The 16,981-nt window shown below is 51.6% G+C and carries 13 protein-coding genes and 1 tRNA gene; 8 read left to right on the plus strand and 6 right to left on the minus strand.

Annotated features, from left to right (window positions below):
- Together L1S32_RS01870 and L1S32_RS01875 are read right to left on the minus strand one after the other, a co-directional pair.
- Positions 1 to 3,363 (minus strand): methyl-accepting chemotaxis protein, encoded by a 3,363-nt coding sequence (locus tag L1S32_RS01870; protein ID WP_278155685.1) that lies wholly within the window; start codon positions 3,361 to 3,363, stop codon positions 1 to 3.
- 23 nt (positions 3,364 to 3,386) lie between these two features.
- Positions 3,387 to 4,232, minus strand: a complete 846-nt coding sequence (locus tag L1S32_RS01875) for an AAA family ATPase (RefSeq protein WP_278155686.1) — start codon at positions 4,230 to 4,232, stop codon at positions 3,387 to 3,389.
- 136 nt (positions 4,233 to 4,368) lie between these two features.
- On the opposite strand from L1S32_RS01875, the gene L1S32_RS01880 reads away from it, so the two are divergent.
- The 3 genes from L1S32_RS01880 (at position 4,369) to ade (ending at position 6,933) form a co-directional block, all read left to right on the plus strand.
- Entirely contained in the window at positions 4,369 to 4,848 is a 480-nt protein-coding gene (locus tag L1S32_RS01880) for a GTP-binding protein (protein ID WP_278155687.1), read from the plus strand.
- Positions 4,849 to 4,909: 61 nt separating this feature from the next.
- On the plus strand, positions 4,910 to 5,263 hold the full coding sequence (locus L1S32_RS01885; protein WP_278155688.1) for a hypothetical protein: 354 nt from the start codon (positions 4,910 to 4,912) through the stop codon (positions 5,261 to 5,263).
- Positions 5,264 to 5,265: 2 nt separating this feature from the next.
- Positions 5,266 to 6,933, plus strand: a complete 1,668-nt coding sequence (gene ade, locus L1S32_RS01890) for an adenine deaminase (RefSeq protein WP_278155689.1) — start codon at positions 5,266 to 5,268, stop codon at positions 6,931 to 6,933.
- Between the two features lie 4 nt (positions 6,934 to 6,937).
- On the opposite strand, the gene L1S32_RS01895 is transcribed toward ade, so the two are convergent.
- Positions 6,938 to 7,687 carry a heparan-alpha-glucosaminide N-acetyltransferase gene (locus L1S32_RS01895; protein ID WP_278155690.1) on the minus strand — a complete coding sequence of 250 codons (750 nt, stop codon included), beginning with the start codon at positions 7,685 to 7,687 and terminating at the stop codon, positions 6,938 to 6,940.
- Between the two features lie 75 nt (positions 7,688 to 7,762).
- Between L1S32_RS01895 and L1S32_RS01900 the strand changes: the two genes are divergently transcribed.
- Positions 7,763 to 8,620, plus strand: a complete 858-nt coding sequence (locus L1S32_RS01900; protein ID WP_278155691.1) for a methanogenesis marker 8 protein — start codon at positions 7,763 to 7,765, stop codon at positions 8,618 to 8,620.
- Here the strand turns inward: L1S32_RS01900 and L1S32_RS01905 are convergent, their stop codons facing one another.
- On the minus strand, positions 8,621 to 9,307 hold the full coding sequence (locus tag L1S32_RS01905) for an HAD family hydrolase (RefSeq protein ID WP_278155692.1): 687 nt from the start codon (positions 9,305 to 9,307) through the stop codon (positions 8,621 to 8,623).
- Between the two features lie 112 nt (positions 9,308 to 9,419).
- On the opposite strand from L1S32_RS01905, the gene L1S32_RS01910 reads away from it, so the two are divergent.
- The 3 genes from L1S32_RS01910 (at position 9,420) to L1S32_RS01920 (ending at position 12,735) form a co-directional block, all read left to right on the plus strand.
- Positions 9,420 to 9,914, plus strand: coding sequence for a TspO/MBR family protein (locus tag L1S32_RS01910; RefSeq protein ID WP_278155693.1), 495 nt, complete (start codon positions 9,420 to 9,422; stop codon positions 9,912 to 9,914).
- Positions 9,915 to 10,001: 87 nt separating this feature from the next.
- Positions 10,002 to 12,023: a GAF domain-containing sensor histidine kinase gene (locus L1S32_RS01915; protein ID WP_278155694.1), complete on the plus strand. Its 2,022-nt coding sequence runs from the start codon at positions 10,002 to 10,004 to the stop codon at positions 12,021 to 12,023.
- A gap of 151 nt (positions 12,024 to 12,174) precedes the next feature.
- Positions 12,175 to 12,735, plus strand: a complete 561-nt coding sequence (locus tag L1S32_RS01920; protein WP_278155695.1) for a class I SAM-dependent methyltransferase — start codon at positions 12,175 to 12,177, stop codon at positions 12,733 to 12,735.
- A gap of 317 nt (positions 12,736 to 13,052) precedes the next feature.
- Here the strand turns inward: L1S32_RS01920 and L1S32_RS01925 are convergent, their stop codons facing one another.
- Positions 13,053 to 14,219 (minus strand): TIGR04083 family peptide-modifying radical SAM enzyme, encoded by a 1,167-nt coding sequence (locus tag L1S32_RS01925; protein WP_278155696.1) that lies wholly within the window; start codon positions 14,217 to 14,219, stop codon positions 13,053 to 13,055.
- Positions 14,220 to 14,411: 192 nt separating this feature from the next.
- Between L1S32_RS01925 and L1S32_RS01930 the strand changes: the two genes are divergently transcribed.
- Positions 14,412 to 16,283, plus strand: a complete 1,872-nt coding sequence (locus L1S32_RS01930) for a HAMP domain-containing sensor histidine kinase (protein ID WP_278155697.1) — start codon at positions 14,412 to 14,414, stop codon at positions 16,281 to 16,283.
- 430 nt (positions 16,284 to 16,713) lie between these two features.
- Here the strand turns inward: L1S32_RS01930 and L1S32_RS01935 are convergent.
- Positions 16,714 to 16,798: transfer RNA gene (locus L1S32_RS01935), tRNA-Leu, on the minus strand.
- Between the last annotated feature and the right edge of the window lie 183 nt (positions 16,799 to 16,981).

Consider the following 16,981-nt stretch of genomic DNA (forward strand, 5'->3'; position numbering starts at 1 on the left):
TCATCTGTCCTGTTCAAAGCTGAACCGTTCTATCTGGGAATGCAGGCGTTCGGCCATTGCATCAAGTTCATGAACAACACTGCCTACTTCTTCAGCTGAGGCGCTCAGCTCTTCTGCCAGTGCTGCCATATCCTCATTGTTGTGCATGGTTTTTCGTGCCATCTGTGACGCACGCTCTACCTTTTCCATTAACCGGTTGGTGGCATTGGCCTGATCTTCGGTGGCATGGGTTATTTCCACAACCCCCTGTGCTGACAGATTAATTACATCGACAATGGTGTTAATGGCATCAATGGATGCATTCACGCTGGTTATGCCATTGCGGATCTCAACATCTGCTGAACGCATCGACTCAGCGGTTCGTTCGCTTTCATTCTGAATCGTCCCGATGAGCTCTTCGATGCTTGTTGAAGCCTCTTTTGACTCCACGGCAAGATTGCGTATCTCCCCTGCAACAACCGAGAATCCCCTGCCATGTTCACCGGCCCGGGCTGCCTCAATTGCAGCATTGATGGCGAGAAGATTTGTCTGATCGGCAATGCCTGCGATTATCCGGACAATCTTCCCGATTTTCTTCATCTGGTCATTTAAGGCAGTTATGTCCTGGACGCTCTGCTGTGATATTTCACCCACCAGTGCCATCTTCTCTGAAGCGTTCTTTCCAATCTCAGCACCCTTTGCCCCTTCTTCTGAGGAGAGTTCTGCCTGCCGCATCACTTCCTGGGAGGTACTTGCTATCTCCTCGATGGAGGCAGAGAGGTTTGCCACTTCATAACTGACAGCTTCAATCTCTCCCTGCAGGATGGCCATATTTTCGGTGATTGTCTGGGTGTCTGTTGCCATCTTCACGTTGGCATTGCTTATCTCATCACTGCTTGCAGTCAGCTCTTTTGCGGTATGCCGGATGGTTTCAATTGTTTCAGCGACATTTTCAGTAATTGACCGGATCGAGGCAACTGAGTTGTTGTAATGCACTTTCAGGATTCTTAAAGGGTCATTGTCAGAAACAGTGGTTTCAGCCATGAGATTCCCGGATGCGAGCTCCTCCATCCGACTGGTCAGGTATTCTGCACTCTCTGCAAGGGTTTCTGCCTCCTCCTTCATCTGTGCCATAATGCGGGAGATTTCTGCTTCTTTTTCCCTGACGTCAGAGATGTCATTGTACACGATGAAAATATGTGATAACATACGGTCGGGGCCGATGACAGGAATTCCATACTGCTCCAGAATGTGCGTGCCTGAGGGGAGATCAACGGTGACAACCCCATAACATGTTTTCTTCCGGCGGATTACCTGGCCCAGCCCGTCACCCTCCTGGTCACGGATACTGAAATCACGGGCGTTCATCCCGATAAGCTTCTCGCGCGGAATGCCGCTCATCTTTGCATATGCCTCATTAGTCACCTGTATGGTAAAATTACTGTCCATATAGAGAATGGGCATCGGGTTCTCTTCGATCATCAGTTCCGAGCGTTTCCGCAGGACTTCATTTTCCACCATCCGTTCGCGGATCTGATCTGCTTCCCTGCGTTCCTTTGTCACATCATTATAGAAGATATAGATCGATTCAACAGAACCGGTCTCCTGCAGTATGGGGATGCCATACTGTTCAAGCATATAGGTTCCGGCAGGCAGGCGGATCGTGATCTCCGCTGAACTCCGTACTTTATTCTTCACGGTTTTTCCGATACCGTCTCCTTTCTGGTCGATGAGAGAGAAGTCCCTGAGATTCATTTTCCGGAGTTCTGCGAGTTTAATACCGGATAACTGTTCATATGCCGGGTTTGCACCGGTTATCTTCAATGAACTGTCGGTAATGAGCACCGGTATCGGATTCTTCATCACCAGTGCATTTATTTCCCGCTCTTTCTGCCTGAGGGCACGAACGGTTTCTCCTTCCTGTGGAGCGGCAGCCGCGGCGGCTTTTAGTGCAGTGATCTGATTCAGCAATTCCCGCTGCCCGGCATCCTGGGCAGATACCTTCATACTCAGACGGGATACTTCGGATTCGGCTCTTTTCTTTGCCTGTTCTGCTGTACGCAGCTCCTCTTTAAGGGCGATTGTCTCCGCTCCTGACCGCCGGATACGGGTTTCATATTCTGCTGTCCGGTCTGCATGCCGAATTGTAAGCTGTTCAAATCTCTTCTGCAGGTCTGCATCTCTCTTTGGTATTGGCGCCTCTGCCAGCTCTCTCCTGAGTGCTGCGTTCTCATCCCTGAGACGGATGCCGTCGCATTCTTTTTGACTGAGATCTGCTGCACGCTGCTCTTTTTCCGCCGTATACTGTATGGTGAGATCAGTATGGCGGTGTGTGAGCTCTTCGAACTGTTGCCGGAGGTGTGCGTATGCTTCCGGCTCCGGCGTCTCCGCAGCCGCCTTCCTGAGCAGTGCCGTCTCTTCCCTGAGCTCAGACATTTCGTTGCCGAGTCGGATGAGTTCGTCATCTTTTTCTTTGATCTCTGCTGCACGCTGTTCTTCTTTGGCCTCGGCCTGTGCTGAGAGATCTGCATGGCGGTGTGTGAGTTCTTCAAACTGCTGCCGGAGGTGAGCGTATGCTTCCGGCTCCGGCGCCTCCGCAGCCGCCCGTCTCAGTTCTGCAATCTCATTTCTGAGGGATGCCGCCTCTTCACCGACTGCACCAGCCTCCTCTGTGAGGCGGATCACCTCCTCCTCTTTTTTCCGTATGTCTGCTGCAAGTTGTTCTTCTCTGGCCTCGGTCTGTGCGGTGAGGTCTGCGTGGCGGTGTGTGAGTTCTTCGAACTGCTGACGAAGCTGTGCATATGCTTCCGGCTCCGGTGCCTCCGCAGCCGCCCGTCTCAGTTCTGCAATCTCATTTCTGAGGGATGCCCCCCCCTCACTGAGTGCAGATATCTGGTCTGTGAGGCGGATGATTTCCTCGTCTTTCTTCCGGAGGTCTGCTGTTATACGTTCTCTTTCCGCTTCCCACGCATCCGTTTCCGGGGTGTCGGTCTCTTTGAGCTCTTCTGTCAGGGACCGGGTAATGCGCAGCTGGCTTTCCAGATCTGCATTCAGGGATGCAATCTTTTTATCCTGTTCTGCTGATTGTGCAGCAAGCTGGTCATATTTTTCCTGTGCTGCCTGCAGCTCTTCATCTGCTGCGTGGCGTACTGCACTCAGGGCGGCATTAATGGAGACCGCCACTCCCTCCAGTGCAGGCTCAATTGTTTCCGGGGATATGCTGCCTGATTTTGGGTTTAAAATAATATTTTCAAGTGCAGCAGAGAGCGGTTCGTCCTTCTCCTCTGTTGTGGTGGTCTCAAATGGTTCTTCCGTTCGGGTTTTTTGCTTCTGCACTCCGGTGAAGAGTGCCTTTCGTCCCGGTCTCTTCGGTTCATCTGGCATGTACATTCAGTTCCTCAGTTCCGTCAGTTCAGTTTTTCAATAGCAGAGGATATTTCCTCATACACAACAGCCGCCTTACTCTCTGGTGCAAACTCTGATAGGGGCAGCCCCTGTTTCTGTGCCTCATGAATCAGGATGTCATAGGGTATGGTAAAAACGTTCGGGAAGAATTTTTCACAGAATACAACAATCTCTTCAAATTGTTCACGTGAAGTGGTCTCCTCATTTTTCAGCCCGAGAAGGCGCCGGAATCCGCGGGAGATCTCTTCACCCGGCGTCATCTCCTCCTGTATCATCCGTCCGCGGGTGATGACGGCCATATCCGCTGAGACGGGTGTTCCGGTAATCTCTGCGATATCTGAGAATATGGTCTGCAGTGCCTCAAGTCCTGTTCGTGCAAACATACCGTTGTCCAGGGTGACAATCACATGGTCTGCTGCGACAATCCCGTTTATCACAAACTGGCCCATGCTGGGCGGAGTGTCAATCAGGATGTAGCTGTATCGCCTGAGAATGGGTTTTATCGCTTCTTTAAGGACAAAGAGCCTGTCTTCACGTTCATAGAGGTATGGTTCCGCACCTGCAAGGTCAAGTGATGAAGGGCAGAGATCAATCCCTGATTCTGTTGAGACAATGATCTCTTTGAGGGCCACGGCTTCAAATTCATCTGTGCCTGACATGAAGACATCATACATATTCTTCCGTGGCTCCTGCGGGTCGCATCCAAGACCGGTGGTTGCATTTGCCTGTGGGTCGCAATCAATAACCAGCACCCGTTTTCCTTTTTTATTAAGAAAACCTCCGCAATTCAGGCAGGATGTAGTTTTTCCGGTGCCTCCTTTATGGTGTGTAAATGTTATTACCGGCATCAGGTTTCTCCCGTCTGCAGTCGTTAACTGGAATTTCGCGGTGTCAGGTGAAAAACACTTTGTTTGTTCCCGCCCGAAAATGTTCTCTTTTCTACTGAAAATGTTATATGAGGCGTAAACCAAACAGATACTATCAATGGACTGTTCCAGACTCAAGATTGTGATTTTCGGGGCCTATAACGCCGGCAAGTCAACTTTTATACGTGCAATTGATCCGGAATCCCATCATGTCGAAGCAAATAAGTGTGAGATTCCTACAACCGTCGGGCTCGATTTCGGGCGTACGCTGATCAATAACCGGAAGATCTACCTCTTTGGCACACCGGGACAGGAACGGTTTGAATTTGTCCGTGATATCCTCTCCCGTGGTATGGACGGCGCCATAGTCGTGGCTGACACCACGCGTGATCTGGATGAATTAACAGAGCAGATATGCCAGACCCTCAGAGCCTCCGGATGTCCGTATGCCGTGTTTCTGAACAAATGCGATCACCCGGACTCCCGTCCCGGACGTTACAGCGCTGTGACAGATTCGGTCTTTTCTCCGGAGATTTCGGCCGCCACCGGCAGGAATACTGCGGAATCTCTGCGTACATTTCTTGAAATGCATTTCTGAAATCTCTGCCCCGGGTCAAAGCAAATAGTATAATTTGTTCCGGGTTTTACTTACATCAGGTATGTCCAGGATTGGTGTTGTAACCGGACTTTTTCTTCTTCTGGCGGTGATTGTTGTCTCTGCCGGTTGCCTCACATATTCCATCGGTACGGTCTCGTATAATGGAAGTGCAGTGCATGTCTCTGTGGATAATAAGGGGGAAGCCAGGGATGCCGCGATGCAGATCACGGTATTTGATCTCTCCGGGTTTAAACAGGTGGAAGTGGATAAAATCGTCCGTTCGGTGCATCTTGATGCAGGAATGAATGATGTCGCATTTGATGCAGCGCTGCAGCCTGGTTCCTATCGTCTCTTTATCTATATGATGGAAGACGGGGAACGGCTTGGCTGTGTGATAGAGGATATCGAGGTCTGAAAGTGGCTTCTTTTATTCAGGCTGCGGCAGGAAGAGAACCCTGCGATACTATTTTTACGAATGCCCGGGTATTCTGTCCGTTTACCGGTGAGTGGGAAGATAATGCATCGTTTGGTGTAAAAGATGGGCGTGTGGCAGGATTTGGGGCGTATACGGCAGAACAGACCATCGATCTGCGGGGGAAACGCGTCATCCCCGGACTGATTGATGCGCATGTACATATTGAAAGCTCTCTTCTGACCCCGGCAGAGTATGCCCGGGCGGTGATCCCGCACGGGACCACCACGGTGTTTGCCGATCCGCATGAGATCGCGAATGTCGCAGGCACGAAGGGGCTTAGGTATATGCTGCGTGAGAGCTCGGAGGTGGCGCTTGATATCAGGCTGATGCTTCCGTCCTGCGTCCCGGCGACACCGCTTGACCGGGGAGGGGCTGTTCTCTCCTGCCGGGACCTTGCACCCTTCACAGAAGAAGACGGGGTGACCGGCATCGGTGAAGTGATGAACGTGCCGGGCGTCCTCGCAGAAGACACGGACCTGCTCTGCAAGATTGGTCTGTCTCCGGTTGTGGACGGGCATGCACCGCTTCTTTCGGGTGAAGCACTCTGTGCATATATTGCAGCAGGCATCCAGAGTGACCACGAATGCACGGGTGCCCGTGAGGCTGCAGAGAAACTCCGGCGCGGGATGTACATCATGCTGCGTGAAGGGTCTACAGAGAAGAACCTCAGTGCTCTGGCTGAGGTGGTGACGCCTGCCACCGCTCCCCGGTGTTGTTTTGCAACCGATGACCGGCATGCAGATATGCTCGCAGAAGACGGGCATATTGACGATTGTATCCGCAGAGCTGTTGACGCAGGCATTGAACCGGAGACTGCCTACCGGATGGCCACCCTCTCTGCTGCAGAACGATTTGGCCTGAACGACCGGGGTGCGCTCGCACCCGGCCGGCGTGCCGATTTCTGTGTGCTGGATGACACCGGACCCTGCACCGTGACGGACACCTATATCGGGGGAGTACGATGGACGGACTCCGGATACCGCCGCCCGGACGTTTTGCATGTACCGTTCTCCTGTGCCCCTCTGACAGAGGAGTCCATTGCCATCCACGGGTCCGGGACAGCCCGTGTGGTGGGCCTGGTACCGGGTCAGATTCTCACGCATGAACTATCAGCTGAGGTTGACGGAGCGGCCCTGCCTGACTCCTCCCGTGATCTCCTGAAACTGGTTGTCTGTGACCGCTACCACCGTGCCGGCTGCGGTGTTGGGATTGTGAACGGGTTTGGTATCCTGGACGGTGCCATTGCGGCAAGTGTGGCCCATGACTCCCATAATCTCATCGCAGTCGGAAGTGATGATTCCTCTATCATCCGTGCCGCTGAGATGGTTATTGCAGCAGACGGCGGCATGGCGGCGGTCTCAGGAGATAGATCTGCGTTTCTGCCGCTGGAATGCGGCGGCCTGATGTCATCTCTCCCGTATGATGAGGTGGCAGCGTCTCTGCGGTCCCTTGAGGCATGCATCCGCACAACCGGCTGCATCAATAATCCGTTTATGTATCTCTCTTTTTGTGCACTCACGGTCATTCCGGAGATCCGGGTGACAGAACGCGGGGTCTTTGATGTGGGCGCCTTTGCCGATGTGCCACTCTTTTCTTCCCGTATAGAATAATTATTTAAAAGATACCAAAGGTGGCGGGAGGTATGACTCCTGTCACCAGCATAAGCAATATCAGCACCGGCTGATGGATGATGTATATCAGAAGCGAGTGCCTGCCGGCCGCTGCCAGAAGCCCGGTTATCGAAGGACAGGGCTGTGATAGCTGCCGCACAGGGCGCCCGCCGGGGTAGAGGTATGCGCCCGTCCCCAGCCCCAGAAGGACCAGCCCGAACCAGGGGATGAGCGGTTCATAATCGATTGAATAAAAATTCATGGGATGGATGCCCAGCCACGCAAGCCAGAGGGGTCCTTCTGTTCCGGTCACTACAAGGGCCAGTGCAATGACAATAATCCCTGCGATGATGTTCTTTTTCCGGAGGGAAAAGAAGAGCGGCGCAAGGCAGATGGAGAGGCCGATGAGGTGCAGAATGCCGAAAAGGATGTAGCCCCCGCCAATCACATACCAGGTGACAATGGTGATACCGCATCCGAGGGCGAGAATGAACAGCCCCCTTATGAGGTACTTGCGTACAAGGGCTGTACCGGTTATCCCTTTCTGTATGGCGCGCTCCCTGCTGATGTGCAGGGACAGCCCGACCAGAAACACAAAGGTGCAGGCGCAGGTGAGAGCAAATGCCTTCCAGAAGCCACTGGTAACAGCAATGTCTGTTGCACCGAAATACACCAGATCATAGAGCAGATGGTAGGTGACCATCATAATGATGGCAATCCCGCGGGCGGTATCAATCTCCCAGTACCTCGCCACTGGTCTGATCTGTGTATTGCTCCCCTGCTCCATTCGTCTTCATTATTAATAGGGGGTCCAATACGCATTAGTGTGATGACTCAGGGCGATGAGCATATTATTGAGGCGGCAGGGCGTGCACGGGTTGTTGTCAGGGATGGACGGGTGGTATCGGTCGGGCCCGCCCGTATTCAGTCCTGCCCGCTTGCGGCACGGTTCACCGAGCCGGTCCGAACGTTTAGCGAAGATGAAATACGGCGCAATATTGAGGCACGCATCGCTGCATTCGGCATGTGCACTCCTGACCGCGAGGTGGTGTCGGATGATGACTATGTGCTTTTTGGTGCATCAGAACTTCTCTCATCTGCTCTTCGCTGCGGCATCATCGATGCGGCGGTGATTGCCTGCGACGGGGCGGGGACGGTCATTGCCACCACGCCCCGTCTTATTCAGGGCATCGGGGGAAAGATGTCGGGGCTGGTCTCAACCACGCCGATTCCTGCGGTTATTGAGCGTATTCGTGAACACGGGGGCATCGTGGTGTCTCCTCATGATGCCGCGCTCAGTGCGGAAAACGGGGTCAGTACAGCGTTGGAGAACGGGTTCCATGCACCTGCTGTGACAACCGCCTCTGCAGATGAGGCGGTCTCGATCCGCAGGGCATATCCTTTTGCCTTCATCGTGGCGGTGCATACCACCGGCACAAACAAGGAGGACGCAGAGAAATTTGCCGCATCATGTGACCTGATATTCCCGTGTGCGTCCCGTGCGATGTATGAGATTGCCGGAAAACAGGCCCTTTTGCAGGGAGGGAAGGCAGTCCCGATATTTGCCATGACAGCGGCGGGAAAAAATGTGGTGCTTGCAAAGATAGCAAATTCCGATACGCCGGTGGTGATTGCCGGGCATGCCCTCCCCTATTCTGAAGGAAAGGAACCCTCTCCCCTTCAATAATTATTTTTTCAGGTGCATTATGTCCTGCAGGTCACTGAATGACTGCAGGGTATAGTGCGGCCGTATCCGGGGATAGGGAATGCCAATCCAGTCGCCGTATTTCGCATAGACTGTTGTCATGCCCAAGAGATTCCCCGGCTCAATCTCGCGCTTCGGGCTGTCGCCGACGAGCCATGCCTCATGGACACTGCACTTCAGAATGGCTGCCGCCGCATGAAACATCTCAGGCTTTGGTTTTCTGACTCCTGACTGATCCGGCGTCATGACGCCTGCAAAGTAATCCCTTACCCTGGTTGCAGCGAGCCGTTTTTCGGCCTGTGGACTCTCTGCATCCGTGACAATCGCCATGGAAACCCCGGCATCCGCAAGAAGCCGGAGTGTTTCCTCCACTCCCGGATAAAGGGCCAGCGATGCCAGTTTCACCTCTTCATATACTGCGCATGCCTCTTCATAGAGGTGGGGCTCAAATATCCCGCGGTCGCCCATGAAATCACGAATATTGTTGTGGTGCTCAAACCCGTGGGTCCCACTCATAAAATAGCGGAAGAGCTCCATTCCCTCTCCGCAGCCCACGAGATCTGCGACCGCCTCACACGACCGTGTTTTGGCAAAATAAAAATCATAGAGCGTGTTATCCATATCAAAGAGGACGTATTCCGGTATTGTTCCCGTCACTGTATCTGCCATAATTACAATACACCCTTGTCTGTGTTTATTCATTTGCTGAGTGCAGATAACAGGTTTGGTATTGCGGTAAACCGGAAAAAGTATATCTGCTATTTCCTCCTTTCCGTAAACTATGACGCAGGAGAAATTTCAGATTAGAAATCCGCTGCTCCTCATTGGGTGTGTGATTCTAACCAATCTCGCAGGATTCGTCGGTTCGTTTTTTACGGCCACGGGAGCGGGGTCATGGTATGCGGACGTGCTGGTAAAACCATGGTTCGTCCCGCCGAATGCGGTTTTTCCCATCGCATGGACGACCATTTTTATTCTGATGGGTATTTCCCTGTATCTCATACTCATGGAGGGGACCGGCCGTGCCGAAGTCCGTGTTGCTCTGGGTCTCTTCTGCTGTCAGCTCGGTCTTAATATTCTCTGGTCATATCTGTTTTTCACGCTGCAGAGTCCATTTTTAGGGTTCATTGAAATAATCATACTCTGGCTTTTCATCCTTGCAGTGACGGTCAGCTTCTACCGCATCAATAAAACAGCAGGATATCTCTTCATCCCATATCTCGCCTGGGTATCGTTTGCCACGATATTGACGGGCACGATATATCTGCTGAATTAGGTTCAGGGATGGATATATAAATCCATACTTTCAATTGCTCTGACAGGTACAATTTACCTGTTACACTGTACCCGGGTGCTGCCATCCATGCCGAATTATTCAGCAGAGAATGAGGTCCCCCCATCATTCCAGTCGGAACATACTGATATGGGTATTCATGATTACTACGAGTATGTCCGCCATTCTGAAATTCCGGTTCTTTTTTTTGGGGAAACAGGGAATGTCATCTTTGCGAACACGGCTTTTCACCGCATCTACCAGTACCCCGATGATTTTTTTTCGCAATCTCCTGATATCCGTAAAATAATCTGTCCCTGTGACCTGCAGGGAGATGATTCTGGTGCAGCAGGAGGGGCTTGCGATGTATTCCGGCCCGGAACATTCATTCGTGCTTCTGTGACTGACTCTGTGGGGGCTGATCTCCCGTCTCTGGTCTCTGTAGCAGATATTCCGGGTTCTTCCTTTGCTGCCGCTACCATTTACCCCGGATTTCCGGTCCGTTCGTCACCAGGGTATCCGGATGAGGATAAGGCAGTTCGCCCCGCATGTGATGATGCGGGTATCCCGTTTGAGATATTTGAGACCTACCCTCATGCAGTGATTGTCCTCTCCGGCACCGTTTGCAGATTTAGTAATTCCGCAGCACGCAAACTGCTGGGAAAGAATACGTTCCTGAAGGACAGTCTTCCCAGAATTCATCTGGTGCATAACGAATTTTCAGAACTGGTGGAGCCGCTGACGCTGCATGAAGGGTCGCCATCCCCTGAACCACGGATGGTTGAGGATCAACTTCGCATCAGCAGAACACGCAGTATTGATGTGGAGATTATGCTGGTTCCTTCACGGACTGCTTCCCAAAATCTTCTGGTTATTTTCCGTGACATCACCCGGAAGAAACATGCGGAGTCAGAACTCCTGAAACGGAACAGTCAGCTTTTAATGATGAATGAGGTCATGAAAGTGGCAAACTCAGTCGATACCCTTGACGGGATGCTGGAAGAGATTCTTCATACGGTTATCGATGAGATGAATTTTGATCTTGGCTGGATCTACCTGCGGGATACGGATGCGAAATGGGCAACGATCATCGCATCGTCCGGTGTTCCCGAACGGTTTATCGAGACACGAATGCGGCAGAATGTGCTGGACTATCCGTTTAATCTGGTATTTTTTGCGATGCAGCAGCATTATGTGGAGAATCTGCCGAATCATCCGCCCGGACCAATTGATTCAAAGGTGTTAGAAGAGATTGATGCGCTCTCATACGCGGGTATTCCGCTGATATCTGATGCTGTTGTTGTCGGTGCGCTCTACATCGGCAGGCGGTCACGCTATTCCTTCTCACCATTTGAGAAGAAGACGCTGGAGATGATTGGGAATGAGATCGGTGGTACGATTCTCCGTGGAATCCTGCAGGACCGTCTGGAGGATGCCTATAGTGACGCAAGCCTTTATCTGGATATTATGCTCCATGACATCAAGAATGCAAATTCTGCCGTTCTTGGGTATTCCCGGCGTCTGATGGACCCTGCCGTGGAAGATGCCGCTAAGTACCTTGCAAAGGTCCAGTGGCATACGCATCATATCACTGATATTCTCAACAATGTCACAACCATTCGGAGAATCACTGATGAGTCGACTGAAAAGACTCCTATTAATCTGGATGCACTCATCAGTGCAGAGATTTTACAGTACCCGGAGGCCGATATCTCCTTTATGCGGACCGGATGTACGGTATGGGCCGACAGCCTTCTCTCCGTGGTCTTCACAAATCTTATCCGGAACAGCATCAAATACGGCGGGCCGGGAGTGCGCATCTGGATCAGCAGTGAGGAGACTGATCATGAGGTGACGGTTTCCGTTGAAGATGACGGTCCCGGTCTCTCTGATGAGAAGAAGATGCAGCTCTTTTCACTCTTCCAGGAATCCACCACCGAACGGGGGGGACGGGGTCTCGGCCTGCATATCACCCGCCTTTTGATCCGGAGATACGGGGGCAAAATAATCCCTGGCGACCGGATACCCGGGCGCCCCGAGAAAGGGCTTTCCATCCGTTTCACGCTTCGTCTGGCAGAAGAGATGGAAGATGATGCTGAGATTCTGGATTGAATGCTCTGTTTTAGCATACGCGTCACCATCATCTCCTGCAGGAATGCGGTTCACATGATGGACGCCTTTTTTCTTCCTCTCCCTTCCAACACTGATTAAAGCATATCCCAATCCCGCAACTCTTTTGCATATTCAGGGAAAATCTCAGGTGATGAAACACGACCGTGTCTGCCCGATGTCCGAGGCCCGGCATATGGACAATTTCTTCCGGCGTTTTATTCATCCGCCGAAATACATTTTCGGGCGGTTCATTCATACCGGGGATACGGTTATTGATATTGGATGTGGTCCCGGTTTTTTCTCCTGCCCGATAGCCCGGATGGTGGGGGAAACCGGGAGGGTGATTGCCATTGACCTGCAGGACGGGATGCTTGCCATGCTTAGGGAGAAGGCTGCAAAAGAAGGTGTCTCTTCAGTCATTGAGGTGCGCAAGGCGGAGTTATCAAGACTGAATACCGGGTGCAGGGGTGATGCGGACTTTGCACTTGCATTCTATGTGATGCACGAACTGCCGGATATTCTCCAGGGATTCCGTGAGGTGGCAGCGGCGCTGCGTCCCGGTGCCCGGATGCTTGTCGCCGAACCGTTTATGCATGTGTCTGCCGGTGAATACGATGAAACCTGCCGCCTTGCAGGTGTGGCAGGGTTTGCTGTGGTGGAGCGGCCACGCATTCTCTTTTCAAGGGCCGTTGTACTGGAAAAAATGGTCTGATATCTCACCATTTATGTTTTAGGTATTTGTCCTGATACCGTTTCAAAGAGCTATGCACTGTATTTTCTGCCTTGAGCGCCCGCCACGTTCTTTGGGGGAGATCTCTCACTCGGTACGCCATACGGTTTTAAGCCGGAGGTTATGCTATGTTTCCCCTGTCCCTGTCTCAAAAAAAGGGAAAACGGATGTCTCTGATTGTATGCTTTATTGCGCAGTATATACCTGTAAGGGCACTCTCTCTGCCCGTGGGGTGGAATTACCCCATGGTACATTGAATAAGATTTTTTGTCTCAAATAGGAGTAAAATTGGATCTGGGTTATTCTGAAACCATTTTGTGCATTAAATCCATGACTCCAGCCTTTTCTTTCCGCTGTCTGCGCCGGGCACCGCCCATCCCCATCCCCATCTCCATCGGCGCTGATCCATAGAGTTCCCTGTTGAGCCGGTTGTTGAGTTCATCAAAGATCATCTTGTATGCAGGGCAGTGGGGGTCAACCGCCTCCACTCTCCCCCCGGTGGGCACAATGGCATTGTAGGGGCAGCCTCCGCGGCAGTATCTGATATGTGCACACTCATTGCAGTGCTCATCCACGAAGTCTTTGAATGCGTGCATCAGTTTCCATGCACGGGACTCTGCCAAATCTGCTTTTGTCGGACGGTCATAGACGGTGCCCATCACCCATTCGGGCATGCCCACAAACCGGTAGCAGGGGTAGATGCTGCCGTCGGGACCGACAGCAAAGGTGTTTCCCATGCAGTCGTTGAAGGTGCAGACATTCCCCGTCCGTGTGAATACAGACTTGAAAAGGTCATTTATATTCATAATCTCTGCGGAATTCAGGTTTTCCAGGTATTTGTCGAGGAGATAAATGAGCAGGTCTCCGTATTTTTCGGGTGCCAGTGCCCATTTCTCCGGGTCGTCGCCGCGGAGGGACGGAAGCGCCGGATGCAGTTTGAGCACATATCCGTTCTCCATGAAGAAGGTGAATATCTCCTCACGGTGGTCAACGGACTGTGAGGTGAAGGTGCAGATGAACCGGACGGAGAGGCCGTTTTCCTGTGCGATTTTGTAGCCGTGCATGGTCCGGTCAAAGTATCCCTCCCCCCGCTGAATGTCATTTATTTCTTTCGGCCCGTCTATGGAGGAGCCGACAGGGACCTGATATGCAGCAAAAATCTGTGCAAGTTCAGGTGTCATCCGCCAGAGATTTGTCTGAATTGCAAATGCCGGTTTCAGGTGTGCCAACTCTTCGGAGAGCAGGGGAAGCGCCTCACGGAAGAAGTCGGGCCCCGCAAGCAGGGGTTCTCCCCCATGGAATGTGACGGTCACCTGCCGGTCGTCAAAATCTTTGAGCCAGGCGGCCACTTCCCGGATGGTCTCCATGCTCATCACCGGTGAGTCCTCTTCTGAACTCCAGCAGTAGTGACAGTTAGACGGACAGCCAAGGGTCGGTATCAGCATCACATGGAAGGGACTTTTCATACCCTGATTTTTTGGCCTGCTTATCTATGAAGGTTCGGATTGGCATGCCAAAGGCGAAGGAACGGAAGAAAACCCATGCAGGGCTTTGGTGTTTGTGTGCCATTTGCTGTACAGATTCCCGGTGCGGTATTTGTGTTCGGTGCGTGTATCAAAAAAGAAATATTAAAGCTCTCCCATCCCAAAAACCGTTTTATGAAAAGAGATGACAAACAGCACCGTTCCCTTCAGACGAGTTTTGGTCTTGTCATCTTTCTGGTATTTATCTTTCTGACAGTATCAGTTTCTGTAATCCTCTTCACCTCAGTCGAAAACAGCATCGTCTCACAGTTTGACGAGAAGATGGATCAGACAACAATCTCAGTCACCCACTCCGCTATTCTCGCTGACAAAGGGCTTATTCTCTATGAAAAGGCGTATGATCAGCAGCTAAAGGACGCATTTATTCCGTTTCTTGATGCCTATGACCGGTCCGGAGGGAATCCGGCTGCAATGGATCTTGAGAGCCTGAAAGCTGAGATGATCCGTTCCCCCGACTGGGATATTGACCTCTATATCATCAATGAAACCGGTGTTATAGAATACACCACATTTGAGCCGGATCTGGGTTTTGACTTTCGTACGATTCCCGGTTTTTATTCGTCAATCACCACAATCCGAGAAGGGAATGATTTTTCCGCAGACAGGGTATGCACCAGCCTCTCCGATCCTTCGTATGGGAAAAAATATGCCTATATGCCCACCCCTGACCACCGGTATCTGCTGGAACTGAGTTTCACGTCTGATTCCTTTATGGAAGGGCGCAAGAACTTCCCCTATACCGCCATATCTGATATGCTGATGGAGGATGATCCCTCCCTTCGTGATGTTTCCATCTTTGATGTCACCTATCGCCGGATAGCAGGCCATGGTGAATCTGCGGAAGGTGAGACGCTCGCGCATGTGAAGCAGGTCTATGCTGACCATGTCGGGTTTGATGTCATTGATAAACCGAATGAAACCATCACCCGCTATCTCTATATCGACCTGGATAACGAAGGATATCCCTCATCGTCCCAGATGAATCTTGTCGGTGAGATCGTCTTTTCGACACAACCCCTTCGTGATTCAATAAATTTTTTGCTCCTGAATGTGGTCGTTCTTTGTATCCTGGGGGTGGGGGTTGGAATATTTGCTGCCTATTATACCTCCTATTTCCTGACACGTCCGCTAAAGGCGATTATATCGGATATTGACTATATCGCAGACGGTCACCTTGACCACCCGATTCAGGAGGCGAAGTCATCGGAGACGGAAAATCTCCGGCGGAGTGTAAATATCCTTGTTGAACGCCTGAATTCTGAAATTCTGAGGCTCAAACAGACTTCCGGGGAGCTGGACTGCGAACTGAAACGGACACAGGAGGTGGAGAGGGCACTCAGGAATGCAAACACGAAGCTGGGCCTGCTCTCGGGCATTACCCGGCATGATATTCTCAACCAGATCCGGGCGCTCACGATGATCTCTACTCTGCTCAAGGAAGAGATGGGTAATGACCGGAAAGCAGAGACCCCGCTGAGAATAATGGATGATGTTATTGAAACGATGGAGGGTCAGATTACCTTTACACGGGAGTATGAACTGCTGGGATCAAAGACCGCAGAATGGATAAATGTCGCGTCACTGGTTACAGAAGTGGGAGAAGGCACCGGATTCCGTCAGATCACAACAGAGATTACGACCGGCAGTCTTGAGATATTTGCTGACCCGCTTCTGAAACGGGCTGTCTTCAATCTGTTTGACAATGCCGTACGCCACGGTGAAACAGTAACCCGGATGAGGGTTTCATTCCGTGAAGGGGGTGATGGGGGTACGCTGATATTTGAGGATGACGGGTGTGGTGTCCCGGAGAATATGAAAGAGAAGATTTTCTGGAAGAAGACCGGCAAAAATACCGGATATGGGCTTTTCCTGGTGCAGGAAATCCTCTCCATCACCGGCATGAGCATCCGTGAGACGGGACAGAAAGGAACCGGGGCACGCTTTGAGATACGGATTCCGGAAGAGGGCTACCGGTTTGGAGAATAGACGGTATATCCGTATGGAGTTTCTGCTGTATGCGGTGTGAATGGTATGCTGAACCGGTTCGGTGAGCGGGTCATCTCATTCAATTATTTTTGGACTCTCCTGCTCATTTCTGATTCCGGAATATTCCCTCTGTTTTGTCGCGTTCTGAACAAAACCGGAGCACGGGAGGTTTCCCCTCCCGTATGCCTTTTCCCTGATATCCAAAAAAGGCCATGCAGGGTAGACGAACAAGCACCCGGTCTTTCCAATGTGGGTGTATATTGCGCCGGATTTGATGAAAATCAGCGTTCAGATGAATAGAGACGAATTCTCATTCGTGCTATAGAAAATCAATAAAGACAGGAATTAGCATTCATTTGCCGTTCTGAAACTGTATGTCTCAATTTCAGCAAAACAAATACTGCAATGTGAGTGTTAAAAACATAATAAATGCGGGGGGAGCGATTCGAACGCTCGGACTCCTACGAGACTAGGCCCTCAACCTAGCGCCTTTGACCTGGCTCGGCAACCCCCGCACAGAAGTGTGCGAAATAGCCAGGACCGGTTCCATGACATCAGGGCCGGATGAACAACCCTCTTCGGGAGTTCAGGCGACTGCGCCATGTTACTCTACATAGAAGGCTGTATGGGGAAATATATGTTTTCATTTGATTCTGGTTCCCGGATGGACCTGATATAAACGCTCTGATCCCTGCCGG

This window comes from Methanogenium sp. S4BF, assembly GCF_029633965.1.
GTDB lineage: Archaea > Halobacteriota > Methanomicrobia > Methanomicrobiales > Methanomicrobiaceae > Methanogenium.